The 24,864-nt window shown below is 64.5% G+C and carries 24 protein-coding genes; 13 read left to right on the forward strand and 11 right to left on the reverse strand.

Translation table 11 applies throughout. The annotated features are described in order from the left end of the window. The first annotated feature begins 7 nt into the window (after positions 1-7). The 8 genes from NCR93_RS01060 to NCR93_RS01095 all read left to right on the forward strand — a co-directional run bounded on the left by NCR93_RS01060 (position 8) and on the right by NCR93_RS01095 (position 7,991). Entirely contained in the window at positions 8-1,828 is a 1,821-nt protein-coding gene (locus tag NCR93_RS01060) for a methyl-accepting chemotaxis protein (RefSeq protein WP_008351877.1), read from the forward strand. Positions 1,829-1,966: 138 nt separating this feature from the next. Beyond that, on the forward strand, positions 1,967-2,890 hold the full coding sequence (locus NCR93_RS01065) for a CheR family methyltransferase (RefSeq protein WP_033536589.1): 924 nt from the start codon (positions 1,967-1,969) through the stop codon (positions 2,888-2,890). Continuing rightward, positions 2,887-3,612 (forward strand): chemoreceptor glutamine deamidase CheD, encoded by a 726-nt coding sequence (gene cheD / locus NCR93_RS01070; protein ID WP_033536555.1) that lies wholly within the window; start codon positions 2,887-2,889, stop codon positions 3,610-3,612. The genes NCR93_RS01065 and cheD overlap by 4 nt, the downstream gene beginning before the upstream one ends. Then, positions 3,609-4,700, forward strand: coding sequence for a protein-glutamate methylesterase/protein-glutamine glutaminase (locus NCR93_RS01075; protein WP_008351872.1), 1,092 nt, complete (start codon positions 3,609-3,611; stop codon positions 4,698-4,700). The genes cheD and NCR93_RS01075 overlap by 4 nt, the downstream gene beginning before the upstream one ends. A 49-nt stretch (positions 4,701-4,749) precedes the next feature. Next, complete coding sequence (cheY, locus tag NCR93_RS01080) at positions 4,750-5,145, forward strand: chemotaxis response regulator CheY (protein ID WP_008351870.1); 396 nt, start codon at positions 4,750-4,752, stop codon at positions 5,143-5,145. A 2-nt stretch (positions 5,146-5,147) separates the two neighbouring features. Then, on the forward strand, positions 5,148-5,864 hold the full coding sequence (cheZ, locus tag NCR93_RS01085; RefSeq protein WP_008351868.1) for a protein phosphatase CheZ: 717 nt from the start codon (positions 5,148-5,150) through the stop codon (positions 5,862-5,864). A gap of 256 nt (positions 5,865-6,120) precedes the next feature. Continuing rightward, a complete protein-coding gene (locus NCR93_RS01090) occupies positions 6,121-6,654 on the forward strand; it encodes a DUF2844 domain-containing protein (RefSeq protein WP_239294313.1) in 534 nt (177 codons plus the stop codon). 17 nt (positions 6,655-6,671) lie between these two features. Then, complete coding sequence (locus NCR93_RS01095) at positions 6,672-7,991, forward strand: DUF3443 domain-containing protein (protein ID WP_008351864.1); 1,320 nt, start codon at positions 6,672-6,674, stop codon at positions 7,989-7,991. Between the two features lie 61 nt (positions 7,992-8,052). On the opposite strand, the gene NCR93_RS01100 is transcribed toward NCR93_RS01095, so the two are convergent. From NCR93_RS01100 to argS, 4 genes are all read right to left on the reverse strand, one after another. Beyond that, complete coding sequence (locus NCR93_RS01100) at positions 8,053-8,826, reverse strand: SDR family oxidoreductase (RefSeq protein WP_250507147.1); 774 nt, start codon at positions 8,824-8,826, stop codon at positions 8,053-8,055. A 15-nt stretch (positions 8,827-8,841) separates the two neighbouring features. After that, entirely contained in the window at positions 8,842-9,489 is a 648-nt protein-coding gene (locus tag NCR93_RS01105; RefSeq protein ID WP_034470441.1) for a thiol:disulfide interchange protein DsbA/DsbL, read from the reverse strand. Between the two features lie 124 nt (positions 9,490-9,613). Beyond that, complete coding sequence (locus NCR93_RS01110) at positions 9,614-10,375, reverse strand: SPOR domain-containing protein (protein WP_008351857.1); 762 nt, start codon at positions 10,373-10,375, stop codon at positions 9,614-9,616. Positions 10,376-10,504: 129 nt separating this feature from the next. Next, positions 10,505-12,289: an arginine--tRNA ligase gene (gene argS, locus NCR93_RS01115; protein WP_250507148.1), complete on the reverse strand. Its 1,785-nt coding sequence runs from the start codon at positions 12,287-12,289 to the stop codon at positions 10,505-10,507. Between the two features lie 259 nt (positions 12,290-12,548). Between argS and NCR93_RS01120 the strand changes: the two genes are divergently transcribed. Continuing rightward, positions 12,549-12,875: a DUF1840 domain-containing protein gene (locus NCR93_RS01120; RefSeq protein ID WP_008351853.1), complete on the forward strand. Its 327-nt coding sequence runs from the start codon at positions 12,549-12,551 to the stop codon at positions 12,873-12,875. 103 nt (positions 12,876-12,978) lie between these two features. Here the strand turns inward: NCR93_RS01120 and NCR93_RS01125 are convergent, their stop codons facing one another. The 7 genes from NCR93_RS01125 to NCR93_RS01155 form a co-directional block, all read right to left on the reverse strand. Further along, positions 12,979-13,185 (reverse strand): hypothetical protein, encoded by a 207-nt coding sequence (locus NCR93_RS01125; RefSeq protein WP_008351852.1) that lies wholly within the window; start codon positions 13,183-13,185, stop codon positions 12,979-12,981. Positions 13,186-13,331: 146 nt separating this feature from the next. Then, on the reverse strand, positions 13,332-16,073 hold the full coding sequence (gene metH / locus NCR93_RS01130) for a methionine synthase (protein WP_275445841.1): 2,742 nt from the start codon (positions 16,071-16,073) through the stop codon (positions 13,332-13,334). Then, positions 16,070-17,131 (reverse strand): homocysteine S-methyltransferase family protein, encoded by a 1,062-nt coding sequence (locus NCR93_RS01135; RefSeq protein WP_008351850.1) that lies wholly within the window; start codon positions 17,129-17,131, stop codon positions 16,070-16,072. The genes metH and NCR93_RS01135 overlap by 4 nt, the downstream gene beginning before the upstream one ends. A 222-nt stretch (positions 17,132-17,353) precedes the next feature. Continuing rightward, a complete protein-coding gene (locus NCR93_RS01140; protein ID WP_008351849.1) occupies positions 17,354-17,611 on the reverse strand; it encodes a BTH_I0359 family protein in 258 nt (85 codons plus the stop codon). Positions 17,612-17,748: 137 nt separating this feature from the next. Then, on the reverse strand, positions 17,749-18,537 hold the full coding sequence (locus NCR93_RS01145; RefSeq protein WP_008351848.1) for an alpha/beta fold hydrolase: 789 nt from the start codon (positions 18,535-18,537) through the stop codon (positions 17,749-17,751). A gap of 55 nt (positions 18,538-18,592) precedes the next feature. After that, positions 18,593-19,795, reverse strand: coding sequence for a DUF3108 domain-containing protein (locus NCR93_RS01150; protein WP_250522857.1), 1,203 nt, complete (start codon positions 19,793-19,795; stop codon positions 18,593-18,595). Between the two features lie 98 nt (positions 19,796-19,893). Next, a complete protein-coding gene (locus tag NCR93_RS01155; protein ID WP_250481438.1) occupies positions 19,894-20,706 on the reverse strand; it encodes an IclR family transcriptional regulator in 813 nt (270 codons plus the stop codon). 109 nt (positions 20,707-20,815) lie between these two features. On the opposite strand from NCR93_RS01155, the gene NCR93_RS01160 reads away from it, so the two are divergent. The 4 genes from NCR93_RS01160 to NCR93_RS01175 all read left to right on the forward strand — a co-directional run bounded on the left by NCR93_RS01160 (position 20,816) and on the right by NCR93_RS01175 (position 24,731). Continuing rightward, positions 20,816-21,802, forward strand: a complete 987-nt coding sequence (locus NCR93_RS01160) for a fumarylacetoacetate hydrolase family protein (protein ID WP_175979741.1) — start codon at positions 20,816-20,818, stop codon at positions 21,800-21,802. 97 nt (positions 21,803-21,899) lie between these two features. After that, complete coding sequence (locus tag NCR93_RS01165; RefSeq protein ID WP_034470460.1) at positions 21,900-23,078, forward strand: ABC transporter substrate-binding protein; 1,179 nt, start codon at positions 21,900-21,902, stop codon at positions 23,076-23,078. An 18-nt stretch (positions 23,079-23,096) separates the two neighbouring features. Continuing rightward, entirely contained in the window at positions 23,097-23,924 is an 828-nt protein-coding gene (locus NCR93_RS01170) for an enoyl-CoA hydratase/isomerase family protein (protein WP_250522858.1), read from the forward strand. A 36-nt stretch (positions 23,925-23,960) separates the two neighbouring features. Next, on the forward strand, positions 23,961-24,731 hold the full coding sequence (locus tag NCR93_RS01175; RefSeq protein WP_250456630.1) for a PhaM family polyhydroxyalkanoate granule multifunctional regulatory protein: 771 nt from the start codon (positions 23,961-23,963) through the stop codon (positions 24,729-24,731). The last annotated feature ends 133 nt before the right edge of the window (positions 24,732-24,864 follow it).

Genomic DNA, 24,864 nt, shown 5'->3' on the forward strand with positions numbered 1-24,864 from the left:
AGAAGCCATGCTGAAGAAGTTGTCGATCCGCACGACGCTCACGCTCGTCGGCTTGTTGTTCGTCGGTTGCGCGGCGCTCATCGGCGCACTCGCGCTCGTCGGACTGAACTCGGCCAATGCGTCGCTCGCGTCGCTCGCGCAGGAAGACATGGTCGCGATGCGCGCGCTTTCAGAAACGTCGTCGTATCTGCTGCGCTCGCGCGTGACGCTCGACCGCGTGCGTTCGCTCGCCGAAGCGGGCAATACGGAAGAAGCGAAGAAGGCGATCGATCGCGGCCAGTATCTGCTCGACAAGAGCAACGAGAACTGGAAGCTCTATCTCGATACGCCGAAGCCGATGCTCCCGAAGGACACGCTCGATGCGCTCGTCGCCCAGCACGAGACGCTCGTGAAGACCGGCGTGGAGCCGGAATTCACCGCGATCCGGGCGAACGACCTGGCCGCGTATCACGCGATCGCGGACACGAAGATCAGCCCGATGTTCGTCGCGTTCGATCAGGCCGTGACGGCTGCGGTCGCGTCGCATCAGGCGCACGCGGAAAGCTCGCGCGTCAGCACGTCGTCGAATATCGCGGCGCTCAACATGACGATCGGCGCGGTGCTCGTGCTCGCGGTGCTGATGCTGATCGGCACGCGCATGGCGCTCTCCAGCCTGATCGTGAAGCCGATCAACGAGGCCGTCGATCACTTCGACCGCATCTCGCGCGGCGATCTCACGCAGTCCGCGCAGAGCGAAAGCGGCAACGAAATCGGCCGCCTGTTCGCGGGTATCGAGCGCATGCGCGGCAATCTGACGACGATGGTCGGCGCGGTACATCGCGGCGCGGAATCGATCGATGTCGGCGCGCATGAAATCGCGAGCGGCAACACGGATCTGTCGCAGCGCACGGAAGAGCAGGCGGCGTCGCTGCAGGAAACGGCGTCGAGCATGGAAGAGCTCACGAGCACGGTGAAGCAGAACGCCGACAACGCGCGCCAGGCGAGCCAGCTCGCGGTGAACGCGTCGGATATCGCTTCGCGCGGCGGTGAAGTCGTCGAGCAGGTCGTCGAGACGATGCACGCCATTGCATCGAGCTCGAACAAGGTCGTGGACATCATCGGCGTGATCGAAGGCATCGCGTTCCAGACCAACATTCTCGCGTTGAACGCGGCCGTGGAAGCGGCGCGCGCGGGCGAGGAAGGGCGAGGATTCGCGGTCGTGGCGGGCGAAGTGCGCTCGCTCGCGCAACGCAGCGCGGCGGCGGCGAAGGAAATCAAGGCGCTCATCGGCGATTCGGCCGCGAAGGTCGACAGCGGCACGGAACTCGTCGCGCGCGCCGGTCAGACGATGAGCGAGATCGTGCAGGCGGTGCGCCGCGTGACCGACATCATGGGCGAGATCAGCGCGGCGTCGGAGGAACAGTCCGATGGCATCGAGCAGGTCAATCGCGCCGTCACGCAGATGGACAGCGTGACGCAGCAGAACGCCGCGCTCGTCGAGCAGGCGGCCGCCGCTGCGGCATCGCTCGAAGAGCAGACGCGTCAGCTGAAGGACGTGGTCGCGCAATGGCGCGTGCAAGGCGCGGCGGCAGCGCCGGCGCGCACGAGCGCATCGACGGCCGTGGCGCGTCTTGCGCCGGCGGCGCGCGTCGAACCGTCGACGTCTTCGGTTGCAGCGAAAGCGAAAGCTGTCGAGACGCCAAAAGTTGCGCCGGAAGCGGCCGTTAATAAGGAAGCAGTCAAGGAAACAGTCAAGCCGGCGATCAAGCCGGCGAGCGTTGCCAAGCCCGCTGCGGCACCGCGTGCGAAAGCGACGACCGCCGACGACGGCGACTGGGAAACCTTTTAACCGGACCGGAACGAAAACGGCCATGCAGGCATCGCGCACCACGATCGACACGCAGGAAAAGCGCGAGTCCGCATGGTCGAGCGCGACGAACACGCCACATCGGACGTCGGGGACGACGTCAAGGAAGCACGAAACATCATGATGGCAACGCGCAACGCGCGCGTCGACTTGCCCGCCAATGTGCGCGGCACGGAAGTCGAGCGCGATTTCGAATTCACATCGGCGGATTTCGCCCGCATTCGCGAGCTGATTCATCGCCGCGCAGGCATCTCGCTGTCGGACCACAAACGCGACATGGCGTACAGCCGCCTCGCGCGCCGGCTGCGCGCCTGCGGCATCGATACGTTCAAGCAGTATCTCGACCGTCTCGAAACCAACGACGACAACGCCGAATGGGAAGCGTTCGTCAACGCGCTGACCACGAACCTGACGGCGTTTTTCCGCGAGTCGCATCACTTTCCGATTCTCGCGGACTTCGTGAAGCGCCGGCAGCAGCCGTTCTCGGTGTGGTGCTCGGCGGCGTCGACCGGCGAGGAGCCGTATTCCATCGCGATGACGCTCGTCGAAGCGTTGGGCGAACACGCCGCGCGCCAGTGCACGGTGTTCGCGAGCGACATCGACAGTCAAGTGCTCGCGAAAGCCGAAGCGGGCGTGTATTCGCTCGATCAGGTGAAGGCATTGCCCGTCGAGCGTCTCAAGCGCTTCTTCCTGAAGGGCACGGGCGCGCACGCGGGTCTCGTCAAAGTGCGCCCCGAGTTGCGCGCGATGGTGAACTTCGGCCGCGTGAATCTGACCGAAGCGCGCTACGACGTGAAAGGCCCGTTCGACGCGATCTTCTGCCGCAACGTGATGATCTACTTCGACAAGCCGACGCAGGGCCAGGTGCTCACGCGCTTCGAGCCGCTGATGAAGCCGGGCGCTCTGCTCTTCGCGGGGCATTCGGAGAACTTCACGTATGTGTCGCAGGCGTTCAGGCTGCGCGGCCAGACCGTGTACGAACTCACGCGCGATACGAAGGTTGCGAGCGGATCGAAGCGCGCGCTCGCGGGAGAGCCGGCATGAGCGGTCTGCCAATGGCGTCGAATCTCTATTTCGACAATCACTTCAAGAAGCAGGGCGTGAAGCTCCTGCCGAACGAGTTCTACATGACGAGCGAAGACATGGTGCTCGTCACGGTGCTGGGTTCATGCGTGGCGGCGTGCATCCACGATCGCACGGCGGGCATCGGCGGCATGAATCACTTCATGCTGCCCGATGACGGTTCCGACGCGTCGCACGCATCGTCGGATTCGATGCGCTACGGCGCGTACGCGATGGAAGTGCTCATCAACGAGCTCATCAAGCGCGGCGGACGGCGCGAGCGCTTCGAAGCGAAGGTGTTCGGCGGCGGCGCGGTGCTCGCGGGCATGACGACCATCAACATCGGCGATCGCAATTCGGAGTTCGTGCGGCGTTATCTCGCGCTGGAAAAGATTCGCATCGTCGCCGAGGACTTGCAGGGCGCGCATCCGCGCAAGGTCGCGTTCATGCCGCGCTCGGGTCAGGTGATGGTCAAGAAGCTGAAGACGGCGCATGACCCGGTGGTCGTCGAGCGCGAGCAGGCGCTCGTGCAGCGCACGCCGGAAGAGCGCGCGGAGCGGCTCGCGAAAGCGCGTGCGCGCGTCGAGCTGTTTCAGTCGAACGCGAAACCGCGTGCGGAGTCGTTCACGACGAATGCATCGGCGGCGAAGCGCCCGCGCGTCGAGTTGTTCACGTCGCGTCTCAAGACCGTGGAGGAAGCATGAACACAGCGCCAAAGATCAAAGTGCTGTGCGTCGACGATTCGGCGCTCGTGCGCAGCCTGATGACCGAGATCATCAACGCGCAGCCCGACATGCACGTCTGCGCGACCGCGCCCGATCCGCTCGTCGCGCGCGAGCTCATCAAGCTGCATAACCCGGACGTGCTCACGCTCGACGTCGAAATGCCGCGCATGGACGGCCTCGACTTCCTGGAAAAGCTGATGCGCCTGCGACCGATGCCGGTCGTGATGGTGTCGTCGCTGACCGAGCGCGGCAACGAAATCACGCTGCGCGCGCTGGAACTCGGCGCGGTCGATTTCGTCACGAAGCCGAAAGTCGGCATCCGCGACGGCATGCTCGATTACGCGGAAAAGCTCGCCGACAAGGTGCGCGCCGCATCGCGGGCACGCGTGAAGCAGACGACGCACGCGGCGAGCGCGCCGGCGAACGCGGCGACGCACAAGCCCGCGCCGCATTTCAACAATCCGCTCGTGTCGACGGAAAAGCTCGTGATCGTCGGCGCTTCGACGGGCGGAACGGAAGCGATCCGCGAAGTGCTCGTGCCGCTGCCGCCCGATGCGCCCGCGGTGCTCATCGCGCAGCACATGCCGCCGGGCTTCACGAAGTCGTTCGCGCAGCGCCTGAACGGGCTGTGCCGCATCACCGTGAAGGAAGCCGAGCACGGCGAGCGCGTGTTGCCGGGCCACGCGTACATCGCGCCCGGCCACGCGCATCTGGTGCTCGCGAGGAGCGGTGCGAACTATGTCGCGCATCTGTCGGATGCGCCGCCCGTGAACCGGCATCGGCCTTCGGTCGACGTGCTGTTCCGTTCGGCGGCGCAGCACGCGGGCAAGAACGCGATCGGCGTGATCCTGACCGGCATGGGCCGCGACGGCGCCGCCGGTCTTCTGGACATGCAGCAGGCGGGCGCTTACACGCTCGCGCAGGACGAAGCGAGTTGCGTGGTGTTCGGCATGCCGCGCGAAGCGATTGCAATGGGCGGTGCGAGCGAAATCGCGCCGCTCTCTGAAATGAGCCGGCGCGTGATGGCGCGGCTTGCCTCGATGGGCGAACGCGTACAGCGCGTCTGAACTTTGGATTTAAGCGGCGCCGCCGCATTGAGAACACACTGGAGTCATGATGGACAAGAACATGAAGATCCTCGTCGTCGACGATTTTCCGACGATGCGCCGTATCGTGCGTAACCTGCTCAAGGAGCTGGGCTACGGCAACGTCGACGAAGCCGAAGACGGCGCGGCGGGCCTCGCGCGTCTGCGCGGCGGCGGCTTCGACTTCGTGATCACCGACTGGAACATGCCGAACCTCGACGGCCTGTCGATGCTTCAGCAGATCCGCGCGGACGCGACGCTCTCGCATCTGCCGGTGCTGATGGTGACGGCCGAGTCGAAGAAGGAAAACATCATCGCGGCGGCGCAAGCGGGCGCGAACGGTTACGTGGTGAAGCCTTTCACGGCCGCCACGCTCGACGAGAAGCTCACCAAGATTCTCGAGAAGATGGCCAAAGCGGGGAGCTGATCTTGAACGATCTGACCACTGAACTCGCAGCCGCGGTCGCCGCGGTTGCCGAAAGCGAAGGCGATCCGTCGAGCGACCGCATTCTCGCGCGCATCGGCCAACTGACGCGCACGCTGCGCGATTCGATGCGCGAGCTCGGCCTCGACAAGCAGGTCGAAGCTGCCGCGCAAGCCGTGCCCGACGCGCGCGACCGCCTGAAATATGTCGCGACGATGACCGAGCAGGCCGCCGAGCGCGCGCTCAACGCGATCGAGCTTGCCAAGCCGATGCAGGAATCGCTGCAAACCGAAGCGCAGGCGCTCGACGCGCGCTGGGCGAAGTGGTACGGCGCGCCGCTCGCGCAGGGCGAGGCGGGGGAACTGCTCGCGCAGACGCGCTCGTTCCTGCAGAGCGTGCCGGAGCGCACGCAGGCGACCAATGCCCAATTGCTCGAAATCATGCTCGCGCAGGATTTCCAGGATCTGACCGGCCAGGTCATCAAAAAGATTACGGACGTCGTGTATCTGATCGAGCAGCAATTGCTGGGCGTTTTGCTCGAGAACATCGCGCCGGAACGCCGCGAGCAGTTCGCTGCATCGGCGGCGGCGCTCATGTCGGCAGTGTCGACCGGCAGTCCGGAAAGCCTGCTGAACGGTCCGCAAATCAATCCCGAAGGACGCAGCGACGTCGTGCAGGATCAGTCACAAGTGGACGATCTGCTCGCCAGCCTGGGATTTTGAGGGTGATTTTGTAAGCCTTCGTAACTTAGGCCGGCATCGAAGTTGCGAGATGACGCGAAGCGCATACCATTGCGCTTCGCGTTTTTTATTTCGTGCGCTTGCGAACGTTAGGACGGTTCCACCTGGCTGGCATACTGACGATGTTCGCGCCCGCACGATTTTGGGGCGAAAGGCGGTGGCGCATCTGTCACTCAATCGTCAAGCACCGGTCTCTGAATCAAGTGGCGGGGCCGGCGGATAACCGATAGGAGGCCCAGTGAAGGCACCGAAGCAATCCCGTCATGGGCATCTCATGAGCGCGTTGGCAATCGTTGCCGGCGCGCTCGGCGTGAGCGCGGCAGCGCCCGCCTACGCCGTGCTCGGCGGCCAGCCGATGGCAGCGCCGCAAGGCGCCACGGCGGAATCATCCACGGCCGCGGTCGCGCGTGCGGCCGTCGCAAGCGGCGCATCGAGCGCATCGACGACATCGGCGTCGAACTACACCGTTCGCACGACCACGCTCGCGAGCGGAACGGTCATCAACGAATATTTGTCGACGGAAGGCGTCGTGTTCGGCATCGCGTGGCACGGTCCCCGCATGCCGGATCTCGCCAGCCTGCTCGGCAGCTATTTCCCGCAGTATCAGCAGGGCCTGAAGGCGCAACGCGCCGCGCGCGGCGGCCGCGGGCCGGTCAGCGTGCAGGATTCCGGACTCGTCGTGGATTCGGGCGGTCACATGGGCTCGTTCGCGGGCAGCGCGTATTTGCCGCAATCGTTGCCTGCCGGCGTGTCCGCCAGCGACATCCAGTAAGCGACGGGAGACTCAGTATGCATAGAACGACACTCGGCCATCCCGCTCTCTCTTCGTCCCGGCGCGGCGGCTTTGCCCGCTGGCTCGGCGTGCTCTGCCTTTCCGTCATGCTCGCGGCCTGCGGCGGTGGCGGCGGCGACGACTCCAGTTCCAGCAGCGGCGGCGGTTCGTCGGGCGGCTCCGGCGGCTCGGGCGGTTCCAGCGGCGGCGGCTCGACCACCAGCACCGCGAACGCGCAGCCGATCGCGCCCAACGGCACGAACGCGGTGGCGATCAACGTCAACTCCGGCGCCGCGGGCTTCGTCAACATTCCGAACGTATCGGTGACGGTGTGCGCGCCGGGCTCGTCGGTGTGTCAGACGATCGACAACATTCAGGTCGACACGGCGTCCTTCGGCCTGCGCATTCTCGGATCGGCGGCGCAGAACGTGCTCGGCAGCCTGCCGACCTCGCGCGCGTCGAACGGCGGGCAGCTCGCCGAATGCGCCGGTTTCGCCGACGGCTACACGTGGGGCACCGTCCGCACGGCCGACGTGAAGATGGGCACGGAAGTGGCGTCGGGCGTGCCGATTCAGATCATCGGCGATCTGAGTGCATCCGCGGCGCCGACCGGCGACAACGGCTGTCCGTCCGGCAGCGACGAAAATTCGACCGCCGACATCGGCGCGAACGGCATTCTCGGCATCGGCCCGCAGGCCTACGACTGCGGCGACGGCTGCGCGAGCACGGCGCTCAACGCGATGTACTTCTCGTGCACCAACGGCGCGAATTGCTCGGGTGTCGCGGTGCCGCTGGCGCAGCAAGTGACGAATCCGGTCACCAAGTTCGCGGTCAACAACAACGGCGTGATCGTGCAATTGCCGCCCGTTGCCGATAACGGCGCGGCCACCGCGACCGGCGTGCTGATATTCGGCATCGGCACGCAGAGCAACAACGGGATCAGCAACGTGACGAAGTACGGCACCGATCCCTATGGCGACCTGACCGGCACGTACAAGGGCAAGACGTACAAGACGTTCTTCGACACCGGGTCGAACGGCAACTTCTTCCAGGATAGTTTTCCGCTGTGCAACGGATCGTCGGCGTTCTATTGCCCGAGCGCGACGCAGTCGCTGTCGACCACGATCAAAGGCAGCGAAGGCAACAGCGCCACCGTGCCGTTCCTGCTCGCCAACGCGAGCACGCTGACACAAGGCAAGAACAAGTTCGCCTTCAACAGTCTCGGCGGTCAGTTGGGCATGTCGAACTTCTTCGACTTCGGCCTGCCGTTCTTCTTCGGCCGGCATGTCTACGTCGGATACCAGTTGCCGAACAGCTCGGCCTACGTGGCGTTCTGACCGTTCGGACGTTCGCCCGATAAAAAACCGGCTGCGTTTGCGCGCAGCCGGTTTTTTTACGTCATTCGTCCGCGCGTGGTTTGCGTGGCGCGCGTTCGGCGAGCGCGTCGTAGAGCCAGCGCGGCAGGACGTGCATCAGCATGCCCGCGACGCGCATCTGCCATGGAAACGTCGCGTAGCGCACCTTGCGTTCGATCGCGTCGGCGGCTTTCGCGGCGAAGCGGTCGGCGTCCATCAGGAACGGCATGCGATACGGATTGTGCGCGGTCATCTCCGAGCGCACGTAGCCCGGCGCGATCGTGACGACGGCCACGCCGAGCGGGCGCATCTCCACGCGCAACGATTCCAGATATTTCGCCACCGCCGATTTCGACGCGCTGTACGCGCCGCCGCCGGGCAGCCCGCGCACGCCCGCGACGCTTGCAATGCCGACGAGCGTGCCGCGCCGCGCGGCCGTCATCGACGCGACGAACGGCTCGAACGTCGCGACCATGCCGAAATAGTTCACGTCCATCACTGCACGGAAGGTGTCGAGATCGCCGTGGCCCGTCAGCGCGCCGCGGCTCATGCCCGCGTTCGCGATGACGACATCCGCCGTGCCGTGCTCCGCGATGAAGCGGCGCGCGGCATCGGCGAGCGCGTCGGGGTCGCGCACATCGGCGGGATAGATCGAGATGGAGCTTTGCAGATGACGGGCCGCGAATGCGGCGAGGGAATCGGCGCGGCGGGCGACGAGGCCGAGGATGGCCCCGCGCTTCACATACTCTTCGGCCATTGCAAGGCCGATGCCGCTCGACGCCCCGGTGATAAAGACCTTCAACCGAACTGCGGTCATGCGGAGCGTCGGTGCTTACAGCTTCTTGTCGCGGACTTGCTGGACGAGGAAGTCCATGACCTGCGTCGTCCCCGGCAGGCTGTTGGTCATCGCCGGGCCGGTTTCGTACTTGCCCTGCACGACGACCGTCGGCACGCCGTCGATCTTGTAGTCCTGCAGGAGCTTGGCGTCGCGCTGCACGGCGCTTTGCGTCGAGAACGAGTTATACGCGTCCATGTACTTCTTCGGATCGACGCCCTGCGTCTTGAGGAAGTCCGCCTGCGCCTGCGGCGTCAGCAGATAGTTCTTCTTCACGTGGATTTCGTTGAACACGGCCGGCGTGACCTTTTCCGCGACGCCGAGCGCGTCGAGCGCGTGATACATCTTAGAGTGCGGAATGAAGTCGTCGCGGAATGCCACCGGCACGCGCTTGAACACGACGTCCGGACCTTGCTTCTTCGCCCATGCCTCGATGTACGGCTCGAACTCGTTGCAATGCGGGCAGCCGTACCAGAAGAACTCGATGACCTCGACCTTGCCCGCAGGCGCGGCGATCGGCTGAGCCGCCTGCAGCACGGTGTAATCCTTGCCGGCGGTGGGCGCGGCCATCGCGGAATTCGCGACGCTCAGGGATGCGGCTGCGATGCCGAGGGAGAGAGCCAACGCGCTAAAGATTTTTTTCATGATTGAAGAGATACGCAATGGAAACGCGACGGAACAAAAGCAGGCCCATAAGTGGGACATACGACGCTTAAGCCACGCTTAAGCGTCGCGGCGCTTCGACTTCGTTTGCTGCGTTATTGCTTCGTTATTGCTTCGAGAAACGGATGACGGCGGTATCGACGCCCGCATCGGACAGACGCTGGCGCGCGGTGTTCATGTCCTCGAACTTCGCGAACGGCCCGATCCGCACGCGATAGTACGTGACGCCGCCTGCATCGCGCTGCGTGACCTTCGATTCGAAGCCCTGGAAGCCGAGACGCGCGCGCTGCTGTTCGGCATCCGCCTGCGTCTTGTACGCGCCGACTTGCAGGAAGTAGCCCGTGTTCGGCTCGCCGGGCGCGGGCGGCGTGGTCTTCGCCGTCGTGGGCGCCGAGCCGCCCTTCGGCGGCGTGGCGTTCGCGTTGCTCGTCGCGGCGGGCGCGCCCGGTGCGGCTTCGGGCTTCTTCGCGGGCGCCGTGCTCGCGGTCTTCGGCGCCGATGCCGTTGCGCCCGACGGCGGTACTTCGACGATCTGCGGCTCGTCGAGCATGCCCGACGACTGCGTCTGATTGTTGGTCTGGCCCGGCGCGGTGTTGGGCGGCGTGGGCTGCGCGGCTTGCGGCACCGCCTGGCCCGGCGTCTTGCCTTGCAGCGGACGATTCGGATCGTACGGTTGCGCGGCGGCAGGCGCGGAGTTGGCCTCGGACGGCGGCGGCGCGACCTTCGCCACGAATGGCGTGGGCGCACGCGTGATGTACAGCGCGACGATTACGGCAATCGCGAGGCCGACGATCAGGCCCAGCACGATACCGATGAACGTTCCCCCCGTTTGCTTCGACTGCTTCGATGTGCGGCGTGGTTTTGCCATCGTATGAATCACCTGCGAGAAAGTCTTCTGGTTGGGCGACGATTATAGCGGCGGCTCAAGACAAGCCCGCGCCAGGCATCTGCTTGCGCACGCCGAAAATTCTGAATTCGTGCGTGCGCGGCAGAAGGGTCACATCTTTTGAGGAGCGGAAACGCCGATGGTCGCGAGACCGTTTTCGAGAACTTGACGCGTCGCCGCGAGCAGCGCGATGCGCGCGGTGCGTTCCTTTTCGTCGTCCACGAGCACGCGCTCCGCATTGTAGAACGAGTGAAATTCGCCAGCGAGATCGCGCAGATAGAACGCGACGGCGTGCGGCGCGAGTTCGTCGGCGGCGTGCGCGAGCATTTCGGGGAATTCGGCGAGCTTGTTGAGCAGCGCCATTGCGCGGTCGCTCGACAGCGGCGAGAGATTGGCCTGCGCTGCCTTCGAAATGTCGCCGCCGAACTTCTCCTTCCAGTCGTTCAGGATCGTGCAAATGCGCGCGTGCGCGTATTGCACGTAATAGACCGGATTCTCGTCGTTCTGCTTGAGCGCGAGGTCGATGTCGAACACGAATTCGGTGTCGGCCTTGCGCGAAATGAGGAAGAAGCGCACGGCATCGCGGCCGCGGCGGATGGTGTCCTCGTCGATCTGATCGGGCGCGGTTTCGTGGCCCGGCGTGAGTCCGCCCGACCATTCGATCAGATCGCGCACCGTCACGTAGCTGCCCGCGCGTTTGGAGATTTTCACTTCCTGGCCGTCGCGCATGACGGTGACCATCTTGTGCAGCACGTAGTCGGGATAGCCCTTCGGAATGCCGATGCCGAGTCCCTGCAAGCCGGCGCGCACGCGCGCGATCGTGCCGTGATGGTCCGAGCCCTGGATGTTGATGACCTTCGTGTAGCCGCGTTCCCACTTGGTCACGTGATACGCCACGTCCGGCACGAAGTACGTGTACGTGCCGTCGGACTTCTTCATGACGCGGTCCTTGTCGTCGCCGTCGTCGGTGGTGCGCAGCCACAGCGCGCCGTCCTGCTCGTACGTCTTGCCGGCATCGACGAGCGCCGCGACCGTCTTCTCGACACGGCCTTCCTTGTACAGCGACGACTCCAGATAGAACTGGTCGAACTTCACGCCGAACGCGGTGAGATCCATGTCCTGCTCGTGACGCAGATACGCGACCGCGAAATGACGGATGGCTTCGAGGTCCTCGACGTCGCCTTTGCCCTTCACCGGTTCGCCGTCCTTCGCCGCGACGGTTTCGCCCGCCATGTAGTCGCGCGCGATATCGGCGATGTACTCGCCGTTGTACGCCGCTTCCGGCCACTGCTCGTCGCCCGGCTTGAGGCCGCGCGCGCGCAGTTGCGTGGACGTGGCGAGATTGCCGATCTGCACGCCCGCGTCGTTGTAGTAGAACTCGCGATGCACGTCGTAGCCCTGCGTTTCGAGCAGGTTCGAGAGCGCATCGCCGAGCGCCGCCTGACGGCCGTGGCCGACATGCAGCGGGCCCGTCGGGTTCGCTGATACGAATTCGACGAGCACGTGCCTGCCGGCGTCGCGCGTCGAACGGCCGAACGCGGCGGCTTCGCCGAGCACGGCCGGGATCACGTCTTGCTTGGCCGTCGCCGAAAGACGCAGATTGATGAAGCCCGGACCCGCCACTTCGGCGCTCTCGACGAGACCCTTCGCGGCCGGCAGGCCGAGCACCGCATCGACGATCTGCTGCGCGAGCTGACGCGGATTCGCGCGCAGCGGCCTGGCGAGCTGCATCGCGACATTCGACGCCACGTCGCCGTGCGCCGCGACCTTCGGTCGTTCGAGGACGATCGTGGGCGTGACGAAAGCCGCTTCGCTGGCGCCTTGTGTGGCTTGCGCGACCTGCTTGACCGCGTCGGTGATGAGCGTTTCGAGAGTGTGTTTATGTGCGGGCAGCATGCTGAATGTGATCCAGTGGAGCGAGGGCTGACGGGGCGCGTTCCGGCGTGCATGCCGGCTCGGAAGGACGTCTTCGCGACGCGTTGGCCCCGCATGTGGTGTTGGCAGGCGAACGGAACCGGCCACCACATAAAGTGGGGATTTTAGCAGGTGCTAATATGTCGAATCAGGGTGTCGTCATGTTGTCAGGGAGACCGGCTCGTCTGCGCGTTTCGTTTGCAAACCGCCTATGACCCAACATAAACAAAAGGACCATGCCATGCTGATCACATTCAAATCCCCGGCCGCACCGGATGTCATCATGCTCGAGAACCTCGCGGAGTACTTGCTCGGCATCATCGGCAAGCAGCTCACGGCGCGGGGCGTCATCACGCACGATGAAATTCCCGCCGCCATTCAGAAGCTCGAAGCGGCGGTCGTCACCGACAAGAGAGAGCGCGCCGAGCACGACGGCCGTTTTCATGAAGGCGAAGAAGGACATGAGCCGCACGAGCTTCCCATTGGGCTCGCGCAGCGCGCGTTTCCTTTCCTCGACATGCTTCGCCTCGCGCAAAAGCACGACAAGGACATTCTCTGGGGCGTCTGAGGCGCGCGATTCGCAGCGACACAAAGAAAAACCCGCATCGTTTCCGATGCGGGTTTTTTTCTTCCGACGAAACGTCTGACGGCTTCAGTCGCGCTGCGGCGGGTTACTGCGACTGGCCGCCTTCCGGCCCGGCGGGTTTCGCGGGCGGATGTTGCTTCTTCGGCTTCTTCGGTTTCTTCTTGTGCTCGGTTTGCGGCGGCGAGTACGACGAAGCCTCGGTGCTGCTCGCCTGCGCGAAAGCGGCGGTACTCGACGCGGCGAGCAAAGCCGCGGTGATCGCTACGGTTACGGCGGACGTCATCTTCTTCATGCGACTTTCTCCGTTGACGAAAAGAATGCGTTGGCCGTCATGTCGACGGCTTATCGCGCTGACAAGTCTACGGAATTCAAAAATTTCCCGCCTGTTCCGTGCATATTCCGGCTATCAGTTGCGCGATATGTCGTTTTCACGATGCCTTAGCGCAACGGCGCGAGCGCGCGTTCGGCGTCGGAGGTCGAGATCGCCATGCGTTCGGCGTAGCTCGCGAGCTGATCGTCGCCGATCTTGCCCACCGAAAAGTACGTGCTGTCCGGATGCGCGATATAGAAGCCCGAGACGCTCGCGGCCGGCAGCATCGCGAGCGATTCGGTCACGCTCATGCCGATCTCGTTCGCCTGAAGCACTTCGAACATGTCGCGCTTGACGAGGTGATCCGGGCACGCCGGATAACCCGGCGCCGGACGAATGCCGACGTACTTCTCCGCGATCAGCGCATCGTTGTCGAGCGTCTCGTTCGCGGCGTAGCCCCACAGTTCGCGGCGCACGCGCGCATGAAGCGCTTCGGCGAAGGCTTCCGCGAAACGGTCGGCGAGCGCCTTCAGCATGATCGCGCTGTAGTCGTCGTGATCGGCTTCGAACTGTTGTTCCTTTTTATCGACGCCGATGCCCGCCGTCACCGCGAACATGCCGATGTAGTCCTTCACGCCCGAATCCTTCGGCGCGATGAAATCGGCGAGCGAGCGGTTCGGGCGCATCACGCCATCGACGACCGGACGCACGCTTTGTTGACGCAGATTGCGCCACGTCATCGCCACTTGCGAGCGCGATTCGTCCGTGTAGATCTCGATGTCGTCGTCGTTCACGGTGTTGGCGGGCAAAAGCGTGATGACGCCGTTCGCCGTCAGCCAGCGGCCCTGAATGAGGCGCGAGAGCATCGACTTGCCGTCGGAGAACACGCGCCGCGCCGACTCGCCGACGATCTCGTCATTGAGAATCGCGGGATAGGGACCGGCGAGATCCCACGTCTGAAAGAACGGACCCCAGTCGATGTAATTCGCCAGTTCCGCGAGGTCGTAGTTCTTGAACACGCGCCGCCCGATGAAGCTCGGCTTCTTCGGCGCGTAGGCGCTCCAGTCGATCTTCGTCTTGTTGGCGCGCGCTTCGTCGTACGTGACCATCGGCTGCGCTTTGCGGTTCGCGTGCTGCGTGCGGATGCGCTCGTAGTCGCTCTTGAGTTCGTCGAGATACTTCGCCGCGCCTTCGTCCGACAACAGGCTCGACGCCACCGACACCGAACGCGACGCATCCGGCACGTACACGACCGGCCCTTCGTAATGCGGCGCGATCTTCACGGCGGTATGCACGCGCGAAGTCGTCGCGCCGCCGATGAGCAGCGGCGTCTGCTTGCCGCGGAAGTATTCGTCGCGCTGCATTTCGGACGCGACATAAGCCATCTCTTCGAGGCTCGGCGTGATCAGTCCCGACAGCCCGATGATGTCCGCGCCTTCTTCCTTCGCCTTCTGCAGGATGGTCGCGCAGGGCACCATCACGCCCATGTTGACCACTTCGAAGTTGTTGCACTGGAGCACGACCGACACGATGTTCTTGCCGATGTCGTGCACATCGCCCTTCACGGTCGCGATGACGATCTTGCCCTTCGGCCGCACGTCCGCGCCGGCATCGGCGAGACGCTTCTTCTCTTCTTCGATGAACGGGATCAGGTGCGCGACCGCCTGCTTCATCACGCGCGCCGACTTCACGACTTGCGGCAGGAACATCTTGCCCGCGCCGAACAGGTCGCCGACGATGTTCATGCCGTCCATCAGCGGGCCTTCGATCACGTTGATCGGACGACCGCCGGCCTTGTCGATCTTCTGCCGCACTTCTTCCGTATCTTCGACGATGAAGTTCGTGATGCCGTGCACGAGCGCATGCGACAGACGCGCCTCGACCGGCTGATTGCGCCATTCGAGGTTTTCTTCCTTCTTCGCGGCGCCGGTCTTGAACTTGTCCGCGATTTCGAGCAGACGGTCGGTGCCGTCCTCACGACGATTCAGCACGACGTCTTCCACGCGCTCGCGCAACTCGGCGTCGAGATCGGCATACACGCCGAGCTGGCCCGCGTTGACGATGCCCATGTCCATGCCAGCCTGAATCGCGTGATACAGAAACACGGTATGGATCGCCTCGCGCACCGGATCGTTGCCGCGAAACGAGAACGACACGTTCGACACGCCGCCGCTCACTTTCGCGTGCGGCAGGTTCTGCTTGATCCAGCGCGTCGCTTCGATGAAATCGACCGCGTAGTTGTTGTGCTCTTCGATGCCCGTCGCGATTGCGAAGATGTTCGGATCGAAGATGATGTCTTCGGGCTCGAAGCCGACTTCGTTCACGAGAATGTCGTAAGAGCGTTTGCAGATTTCCGTCTTGCGCTGAAACGTGTCGGCCTGGCCTTGCTCGTCGAAGGCCATCACCACCGATGCCGCGCCGTAGCGGCGAATCAGCTTCGCGTGATGAACGAACTGCTCCTTGCCTTCCTTCAGCGAGATCGAATTGACGATCGCCTTGCCTTGCACGCATTTCAGGCCCGCTTCGATCACGTCCCACTTCGACGAGTCGATCATGATCGGCACGCGCGCGATATCCGGCTCCGACGCGATCAGATTCAGAAAGCGCACCATCGCGGCTTTCGAATCGAGCATCGCTTCGTCCATGTTGATGTCGATGACCTGCGCGCCGTTCTCGACCTGCTGGCGCGCGACGGCGAGCGCTTCGTCGAACTGGCCGTTCAGGATCATGCGCGCGAACGCCTTCGAGCCGGTCACGTTCGTGCGCTCGCCGACGTTGATGAAAAGCGAGCCGTCGGTGACGTTGAACGGCTCGAGGCCGGAAAGACGCATCGTGTGATCGGTCATGTCTTGTTCTCTTCTCTGATTCAGGCGGCGTCGCGGTATTGCGAGGGGAAAGCGCGCGGCTTCACTTCGGCGAGCGCCTTCGCGATTTCCGCGATGTGCTCCGGCGTCGTGCCGCAGCAGCCGCCCGCGACGTTGACGAGCCCGGCGGACGCGAATTCCTTCAGCAATCCGGACGTTACGTCCGGCGTCTCGTCGAAGCCGGTGTCGCTCATCGGATTCGGTAGGCCCGCGTTCGGGTAGCAGGACACGTAGGTATCGCACAGCTTCGCCAGCTCGGCGATGTACGGACGCATCAGCGCCGCGCCGAGCGCGCAGTTCAGGCCGAACGTGAGCGGCTTCGCGTGACGCAGCGAGTTCCAGAACGCCTCGACCGTTTGCCCGGAGAGAATGCGGCCCGATGCATCGGTGACGGTGCCGGAGATCATGATCGGCACGAGTTCGCCGGTGTCCTCGAACAGTTGATCGAGCGCGAACAGCGCGGCCTTTGCATTGAGCGTGTCGAAGATCGTTTCGACGAGGAACAGATCGCAGCCCGCATCGAGCAGCGCCTTCGCCTGCTCGTAGTACGCGTCGCGCAGTTCGTCGAAGGTCACGTTGCGCGCGCCCGGATCGTTCACGTCGGGCGAAATGCTCGCGGTCTTCGGCGTCGGTCCGATCGCGCCCGCGACGAAACGCGGCTTGTCGGGCGTCGAGTATTTGTCGCAGGCTTCGCGCGCAAGCTTCGCCGACTCGATGTTCATCTCGGCGGCGAGGTCTTCCATGCCGTAATCGGCCTGGGCGACACGCGTCGCGCCGAACGTGTTCGTTTCGAGGATGTCCGCGCCCGCAGCCAGATACTGCTCGTGAATCTCGCGGATCACCTGCGGCTGCGTGATCGACAGCAGTTCGTTATTGCCCTTGATGTCGCGGCCGTAGTCCTTGAAGCGCTCGCCGCGATACGCGGCTTCGTCGAGCTTGTAGCGCTGGATCATCGTGCCCATCGCGCCGTCGAGAATCAGGATGCGCTTTTGCAGCAGCGCGGGCAGCGCGGCGCCGCGCGTATAGGCGCGCGCGGGGGCTTTCGGAATGGCGTTCTGGGTCATGACGGACGAGGCCTGCACCAAATGTGAAATAGCCTGACATTGTAGCCGCAGCGCGCAACGGTCGCTCCCGATGGGCGGGCGCGTGCGCGATTCCGGGCGGGCAAAAAAAGAACCCCGCCTGGCGCGGGCGGGGTCTTTGGGAAGTGGCGAGTGTCGCCTGTGCCGCTGGTCCGGGCGGCGGCGGGCGCGAGCGGCATGGCGCCGCACGCGCGCGTGCATGCATCAGTGAAGCACGACGGGTTGATTCATCAAGATATCGAACTGGCCGAGGAATTCATCGACATCCTCGAGCGACGGCTCTTCGGCGATCAACTGTTGCACGTGCTCGCGAAACTTCGCCGCGAGCGCGCCGTCGATGAAGATCTCCCGCTGCGTGTTCTTGTCGACGATCTCGTAGCCGCCCGCCTTCATGGCGAGGTGGTTGTCTTGCGGCGGAAATTCGACGACGCAATAGTTGGGGCTGTTGTAGATCATTTGCATGGCGACACTCCTTATTCCTTGTTTGCTCCGTGGCAATCCTGAATCGTAGTTGGAGCGATTGGGTTGGAATTCAAGGGGTGGCCTCGACGTGATGCCGGTTGTATCGAGGCTTTCTTTTGCAACAAAAACAGGAAGAATCAACTCGAACCGCGCAAGAAGTTCCCCAATAAAGCGGAGAAGCGCTGCGATTCCTCCACCGGTGCAAGGTGCGCGGCGTTAAGTAATTCGAAGCGTGCGCCCGGCACCGTGTCTGCGACAACCTTTGAAGCAGCATGCGGCGTGCCAACATCCTTTTCACCCGCGACGACGAGCGTGCGCTGCTTCACGGAAGCCAGTTTATCTCGCGCATCGAAACGGCTGATCGCCTCCGCCGCGCGCGCGAAACCCTCGACGGGCGTGCGCGCGATCGTGTCCGCGATCGGCTCGGTCACTTCAGGGTGCGCCTTGCGGAACTCCGGCGTGAGCCAGCGTTCGAGCGTGGCTTCCACGATACTCGCTGTCCCGTGTTCGCGCACGGATGCTGCACGTTGCGCGAATGTCGGACGCGCGTCCTCGGGAATAAAGGCGGGCGCGCCCACGACCGTCAGCGAATCCACTTTGTCGGCATGGTTGATCGCGAATTTCTGCGCGACCATGCCGCCTATCGACAGCCCGACCACATGCGCCGAAGGCGCGCCGAGTTTGTCGAGCAGTTGCGCGAGATCGTCGGCGAGATCGTCGATCGTGAACGAATCCGGCGACACGGTCGTTTCGCCGTGTCCGCGCAGGTCGTAGCGCAACACGGTGAAGTCGTCGCGGAAGTAGCCGGCCATCTGATCCCAGATCGAAAGATCGCCGGCGAGCTGATGGATGAAGACGAGCCAGGGACCGCCGCCTTCGTTGTCGAGAACATAGCGTGTATCGATGCGATTGATCGTCAACTGCATATCGGCTCCGTAAAGAATGCGCTCGTGCCTGACATGACGGAGTGTGACGGCCCCGTTACGGTTTGTCCGCGGCGGGCGTGCTCGGCATGGCGGGCGCGGATTCATCAGACGCAGCTTGCGTGCCCGAGGTGACATCCTGTGCCGCCGCCGGCGGCGCGGCGAGCTTGCCTGCCCAGAGCAGTTCGATTTGCATTCCGTTCGGCTCGGTTTGCAGAATCCGCACGGGCAGCCAGCCGATCGACGGCGCGAGCCAGATATCGAGCTTGCGGCGGTCGCCTTCCTTGCGCGGCAGGCGCGTGAAGTGGCGCGCCGTCGTAAAGCCGCCGCGCGCCTCCACGGTTTCGTCGCCGACGGTTTCTATCGGCCAGATTTCGTTGCTGTCGTTATCCGCGACGCTGAATTGCCGCGTGACGCCCGGCTTGTACTTGTCCGGCGCGCCGCGCACGAGGCTCGCCAACTGCATGACGACGCTGAAGCGGTCCTGCGCGCCGTCCGCGAGCGGCTGGCTTTGCGGCGTTTTCGTGTAGACGATCTGCTTCGTTTCGCGATTGAAGATGGCGATATCGGCGGCACGGCGGCCGCGCTGTTCCGAATACTGTTCCGGCGCGATGCCGAAGCCGTCGATATGGCCTTTGCTCGAATACACATACGGACCGACGAAAGGCAGCGGGATCGAGACGATCATTTCGTAATGCTGGCCGTCGTTGCTCCAGTGGATCGTGCCGGTCTGATTCATCATGCCGTTCACGAGCGTGTCGTAACGTAAATCGCCCGTGGGCGGGACGCTGAACTTGTCGCCCGATGCAGCGTTGGATTGCGGCGCGGTCTGCGAAGCGAGCGACGGCGCTTGAGCCTGCGGCATTTGCGCGGGAGCGGAAGCGGCTGCGGGCGCGTCGGGCTCTGGCGTCGCAGCGCTCAGCACCGGAGCGGGCGAAGGCTTCGGCGCAGGCGCGGCGGGCTTCGGAGGCGCGACGGGTTCCGGAGACGCGGCCGGTTTCGGCGGCGCGGGCGGCGTCGGCGCGGGCGGCGCGATCGGCTTGGGCGTCAGCAATTCCACCTGCACGGGCGGCGTTTCGGGCGGCGCGCTCGCCGGCTGACGGTTGTGCTCGATCCACCGCATCGCGCTCAGATGCAGGCCCGCAACGACGAGCACGGCCAGCACCCAGCGTCCCCAGCGGCGGGGCGCGGCGGATTCGATAGCGGCATCGGGCGGCTCGCCGGACGCGGGGCGAGGACGGCGGAATTGAAACAGTGACATCGTGGAAAGCGTGAAAAGCGCGTGTTACGGACGATCGGGCGAAAGGCATAAGACATGCGCGAGGGAAACGATGTTCCTGGGCCCTTCGACGGACGTTTTCAGCGCTCGCTCGCCTTGTGCCCCAATTCGTACGACAGGCCGCGTGCGCACTCGCGCAAGGCAGAGTCGATTTCGCCGCCCCAGCGCGTGTCGAACGTGCCTTCGTGCCCGAGCGCGATGAGACCGAGCGCGAGTTCGCCCGTCGAATCGAAGACCGGCGTGCAGAACGCGTGGATCGTCGGCAGCAGCATGCCTTCGACGCGCGCCGCGCCGTGCTCGCGCACCTCGGCGAGAAGCGGCTCGACATCGGCCATCGTCTGCTTCATTGCGGCGAGCTCGCGATCGAGCATCGGCTGCGTCTTGCTGCGCGGCAGATACGCGGCGAAAAGCAGACCCGTCGCGGATGAAAGCAGCGGCATCACGTCGCCCAGCTTGAGCGATGCCTTCGCCGGATGGCTCGATTCCATCCAGTGCACGACGGTCGGCCCCTGATTGCCCCACACCGCGATGCCGACCGTCTGATCCAGCCGGTCGCGCAGTTCCGCGAGCGCGATGCGCGCCAGCCGCACGCCATCGACGCGCGCAAGCCGCGCGAGGCCCATTTGCAACGCGAAACCGCCGAGTTCGTAGCGCCCGGAAACCGGATCCTGCGATGCGACGCCGAGCCGCAAAAAACTCACCAGATAACGATGCGCCTTTGCCGGGCTCATGCCCGCGCGTTGGGCGAGATCGCGCAGCATCATCGCGCGCGGCTCGTTGGTGAGGACGTCGAGCAGCCGGAAGCCGACTTCGATCGACTGAATGCCGGAGCGCGTTTTTTCTTCGGCGGCGTCGCTGGTGTCTTCGTCGTCGGTGAGAGAGGTGGGTTGCATGTGCGAAAAGGCCTATGCCGTTCGGCCGAGTGCCGGCGGCGGATTCACCATCGTAAAATACATTTCCTTTAACGTCACCCGCGTCACCACGCTCACCCGGCACTGCTCCATGAAACTTGCAACCTTGAAGGACGGCACGCGCGACGGCCAGCTGATCGTCGTCTCGCGCGACCTGCGCACGGCCGCAATCGCCGATGGAATCGTCTCGACGCTGCAACGCGCGCTCGACGACTGGACCTTTTACGCGCCGCAACTCATGGAAGTCTACGAAGCGCTGAACGCCGGCCGCGCGCGCAACAGCTTTTCGTTCGATCCGAAAGCCTGCATGGCGCCGTTGCCGCGCGCGTTCCAGTGGGCGGACGGCTCCTCGTACGTGAATCACGTCGAGCTCGTGCGAAAGGCGCGCAAAGCGGAAATGCCGCCCGAATTCTGGACCGATCCGCTGATGTATCAAGGCGGCAGCGACGACTTCATCGGCCCGACGGACGACATCGTGTGCGCGACGGAATCGTATGGCATCGACTTCGAAGCGGAAGTCGCCGTCATCACGTCCGACGTACACATGGCCGCGATGCCCGACGAAGCGCTTCGCAGCGTGCGCCTGCTGATGCTCGTCAACGACGTGTCGCTGCGCAATCTCATTCCCGCCGAACTTGCGAAGGGCTTCGGCTTTTTCCAGAGCAAGCCCGCGACCGCGTTCTCGCCGGTTGCCGTGACGCCCGACGAACTCGGCGACGCGTGGCGCGAAGGGCGCGTGCATCGCCCGATGATCGTGCACTGGAACGGCAGGAAAGTCGGCCAGCCGGACTGCGGCACCGACATGGTGTTCCACTTCGGCCAGCTCATCGCGCACGCGGCGAAGACGCGCAATCTGCGCGCGGGCTCGATCGTCGGCTCGGGCACGATCTCGAACAAGGACACGAAGCGCGGCTACTGCTGCATCGCCGAGAAGCGCTGTCTGGAGACGATCGAGCACGGCGCGCCGCAGACAGAGTTCATGAAATTCGGCGACAGCGTGAAGATCGAAATGTTCGACGAAGAAGGCAAGTCGATCTTCGGCGCAATCGATCAGGCGGTCGTGCAACCGGAGCATTGAACGGGTTTCGCCCGATGCGGCGCGCCCAAGCCTCGCCTTACACTTTGCCGGGCTGCTCTTCGGGCAGCACAAGAACGATCAAAAAAAGGAGACTTCGATGGCGGCAGGCAAGTGGAAATTTCTGGCGGGCGCGGCATTCGCGCTCACCGCCGCGACGGTGGCAACGGCGGCATTCGCGCAGACGGCGCAGCACGTGAAGATCGGTCTCGTGCTGTCGCTTACGGGGCCGGCCGCGTCGCTCGGCATTCCCGCGCGCGATACCGTCGCGCTCTTGCCGAAGGAAATGGGTGGCAAGCCCGTCGACTACATCGTGCTCGACGACGCCTCCGACACCACGCAGGCCGTGCAAAGCACGAAGAAGCTCATCAGCGAGGATCAGGTCGATGCGATCATCGGTTCGTCGATCACGCCGAACTCGCTCGCGATGATCGATGTCGTCGCGCAAGGCCAAACGCCGATGATCTCGCTGGCGTCGTCGGCGAAGATCATCGAGCCTGTCGACGACAAGCGCCGCTGGGTCTTCAAGACGCCGCAAACCGACGCGATGATGGCCTCCGCGATCATCGCGCATGCGAGCAATCATGGCGTGAAGACGCTTGCGTACATCGGCCAGGCGGACGCGCTCGGCGAGACCTTCTACGCCGAAGTCGCGAAGTTCGCGCAGCTGCACAAGATCGAAGTGGTCGCGAATGAACGCTTCAATCGCACCGATCCGAGCGTGACCGGGCAGATCCTGAAGATTCTCGCGGCCAAGCCCGATGCGGTGGTCGTCGGCGCGGCCGGCACGCCCGCCGCGCTGCCGCCGAAAACGCTCGCGCAGCGCGGCTTCAAAGGCAAGGTCTATCACAATCACGGCGTCGGCAACCGCGACTTCCTGCGCGTGTGCGGCGCGGATTGCAACGGCACGTTCCTGCCCGCGAGCCCGGTGCTCGTCGCCGCGCAGTTGCCCGACGACCATCCGGCCAAGCGGCTCGCACTCGAATACATCAAACTGTACGAGGCGAAGCAGGGCGCGGGCACGGTCTCGGCGTTCGGCTCCTATGCGTGGGACGCGGGCATGCTGCTCAATCGCGCGGTGCCTATCGCGATGAAAGCGGGCGCGCCCGGCACGCCGGCGTTTCGCGCTGCGCTGCGCGATGCGCTCGAAGGCACGAAGAATTTCTCCGACACCAACGGGCAGGTCAACATGTCGCCCAACGATCACATCGGCCTCGATCAGCGCGCGCGCGTGATGGTCGAGATCCGCGACGGCAAGTGGGTCTATCAGCCGCGCTAACCTTCAATCGACGAGACCATGAGCGATCTATCCATGTATTCGGGCTATAAGTCGCTCGAACTGCGCCGCCATCCGCATGGCGTGCTCGAAGTCGTCATGCCCGGCGCGGGGGCGAACAAGAGCGGCCTGTCCACCGCCGACGCCAACATGCATCGCGAGCTCGCGGATATCTGGCGCGACATCGATCGCGATCCGGACACGCGCGTCGCGCTCATTCGCGGCGAAGGCAAGGGCTTTTCGGCGGGCGGCGATCTCGGGCTCGTCGAAGAGATGGCGAACGATTTCGACGTGCGCGCGCGCGTGTGGCGCGAGGCGCGCGATCTCGTCTATAACGTGATCAACTGCGGCAAGCCGATCGTCTCCGCGATGCACGGTGCGGCGGTCGGCGCGGGGCTGGTCGCGGGCTTGCTCGCCGATATTTCGATCGCGTCGAAGTCGGCGCGCATCATCGATGGGCATACGCGGCTCGGCGTCGCGGCGGGCGATCACGCGGCGATCGTCTGGCCGCTGCTGTGCGGCATGGCGAAGGCCAAGTACTATCTGCTGCTGTGCGAGCCGGTGAGCGGCGAGGAAGCGGAACGCATCGGGCTGGTGTCGCTCGCCGTCGACGAGAACGAACTCATGCCGAAGGCAATCGAAGTGGCGAACCGTCTGGCGCAAGGTTCGCAGACCGCGATTCGCTGGACCAAGTACGCGCTCAACAACTGGCTGCGCTCGGCGGGGCCGACTTTCGATACGTCGCTCGCGCTCGAATTCATGGGCTTCGCGGGGCCGGACGTGCACGAAGGCATGCGCTCGCTGCGCGAACGGCGCGCGCCGGATTTCCCGGGCGGCGCGCCGTTCTGAACCGCGCGAACCTCACACGAAAACAAGGAGAGTCGAATGACCGATAACGCCGGCGGCACGCCGCCCTACACGATTCCCGGTTTTCCCGGATTCGGCCAGGCCGACATGATGGGCAAGATGTGGGAACTGATGCGCCTGAATCCGTTCGCCGCCGCGATGCCCGGCGGCGGGCAGGGCATGGGCCCCTCCCTCTCGATGATGTCCGACATGCTCGCTCCGCTCACCAACATCGAAGAACTCGACAAGCGCGTGACCGACATGCGCGCCGTCGAGCACTGGCTGAAGCTCAATCTCAACATGCTGCAATCGGCGATTCAGGCGCTCGAAGTGCAGCGCGCGACGCTCGCGACGCTGCGCGCGTTCGGCGCGTTCGCTCAGACGTCCGTCGAGAGCGCGCACACCGCGGCGGCGGAGAATGCGAAGGCCGCGTCAGCCGGATGGCCGATGGGCGGCGCGGCGAAGACCGATGCCCCGAAGCAGGAAGCGTCGGGCGCCGCGCCCGCGAGCGAGGCATCGGCTGAAGGCGAAGACGCTTCGGGGCAGACTTCAGCGCCGCCGCCCGGCTTCGATCCGACCGGCTGGTGGAACGTGCTGCAATCGCAGTTCAATCAGCTTGCGCATCTCGCGATGATTCAGCCCGGCATGAGCGGCCCGCTCCACCCGATGGGCGCCGCGGGCGCGCAGCCGGCCGCCGCTGGTGAGAGCGCCGCGGAGCAGCCCGCCAACGACGCCGATGAAAGGCCCGACGCGGCGGCCGCGAAGAAGGCGGCCGCGCGCAAGACGGCGCCGCGCAAGAAACCCGGCTGACTACGCGCGTTCCGGCGCGCTCACTTCCCTCACTACGACCGGCGGCGCGCATAGCGCCGCCGCGCTCGCCAATTCCCCTCGACGCGCACATTTCCGTAGCCGAAACGCATCTCAGCACCGACGCACATTTCGA

This window comes from Caballeronia sp. ATUFL_F1_KS39, from assembly GCF_023630985.1.
Taxonomy (GTDB): Bacteria; Pseudomonadota; Gammaproteobacteria; order Burkholderiales; family Burkholderiaceae; genus Caballeronia; species Caballeronia zhejiangensis.

Coding starts and splice junctions, on each gene's coding strand:
- NCR93_RS01060 (WP_008351877.1), top strand. CDS start 8: ATGCTGAAGAAGTTGTCGATCCGCACGACGCTCACGCTCGTCGGCTTG.
- NCR93_RS01065 (WP_033536589.1), top strand. CDS start 1,967: ATGATGGCAACGCGCAACGCGCGCGTCGACTTGCCCGCCAATGTGCGC.
- cheD (WP_033536555.1), top strand. CDS start 2,887: ATGAGCGGTCTGCCAATGGCGTCGAATCTCTATTTCGACAATCACTTC.
- NCR93_RS01075 (WP_008351872.1), top strand. CDS start 3,609: ATGAACACAGCGCCAAAGATCAAAGTGCTGTGCGTCGACGATTCGGCG.
- cheY (WP_008351870.1), top strand. CDS start 4,750: ATGGACAAGAACATGAAGATCCTCGTCGTCGACGATTTTCCGACGATG.
- NCR93_RS01095 (WP_008351864.1), top strand. CDS start 6,672: ATGCATAGAACGACACTCGGCCATCCCGCTCTCTCTTCGTCCCGGCGC.
- NCR93_RS01100 (WP_250507147.1), bottom strand. CDS start 8,826: ATGACCGCAGTTCGGTTGAAGGTCTTTATCACCGGGGCGTCGAGCGGC.
- NCR93_RS01105 (WP_034470441.1), bottom strand. CDS start 9,489: ATGAAAAAAATCTTTAGCGCGTTGGCTCTCTCCCTCGGCATCGCAGCC.
- NCR93_RS01110 (WP_008351857.1), bottom strand. CDS start 10,375: ATGGCAAAACCACGCCGCACATCGAAGCAGTCGAAGCAAACGGGGGGA.
- argS (WP_250507148.1), bottom strand. CDS start 12,289: ATGCTGCCCGCACATAAACACACTCTCGAAACGCTCATCACCGACGCG.
- NCR93_RS01120 (WP_008351853.1), top strand. CDS start 12,549: ATGCTGATCACATTCAAATCCCCGGCCGCACCGGATGTCATCATGCTC.
- NCR93_RS01125 (WP_008351852.1), bottom strand. CDS start 13,185: ATGAAGAAGATGACGTCCGCCGTAACCGTAGCGATCACCGCGGCTTTG.
- NCR93_RS01135 (WP_008351850.1), bottom strand. CDS start 17,131: ATGACCCAGAACGCCATTCCGAAAGCCCCCGCGCGCGCCTATACGCGC.
- NCR93_RS01140 (WP_008351849.1), bottom strand. CDS start 17,611: ATGCAAATGATCTACAACAGCCCCAACTATTGCGTCGTCGAATTTCCG.
- NCR93_RS01145 (WP_008351848.1), bottom strand. CDS start 18,537: ATGCAGTTGACGATCAATCGCATCGATACACGCTATGTTCTCGACAAC.
- NCR93_RS01150 (WP_250522857.1), bottom strand. CDS start 19,795: ATGTCACTGTTTCAATTCCGCCGTCCTCGCCCCGCGTCCGGCGAGCCG.
- NCR93_RS01155 (WP_250481438.1), bottom strand. CDS start 20,706: ATGCAACCCACCTCTCTCACCGACGACGAAGACACCAGCGACGCCGCC.
- NCR93_RS01160 (WP_175979741.1), top strand. CDS start 20,816: ATGAAACTTGCAACCTTGAAGGACGGCACGCGCGACGGCCAGCTGATC.
- NCR93_RS01165 (WP_034470460.1), top strand. CDS start 21,900: ATGGCGGCAGGCAAGTGGAAATTTCTGGCGGGCGCGGCATTCGCGCTC.
- NCR93_RS01170 (WP_250522858.1), top strand. CDS start 23,097: ATGAGCGATCTATCCATGTATTCGGGCTATAAGTCGCTCGAACTGCGC.
- NCR93_RS01175 (WP_250456630.1), top strand. CDS start 23,961: ATGACCGATAACGCCGGCGGCACGCCGCCCTACACGATTCCCGGTTTT.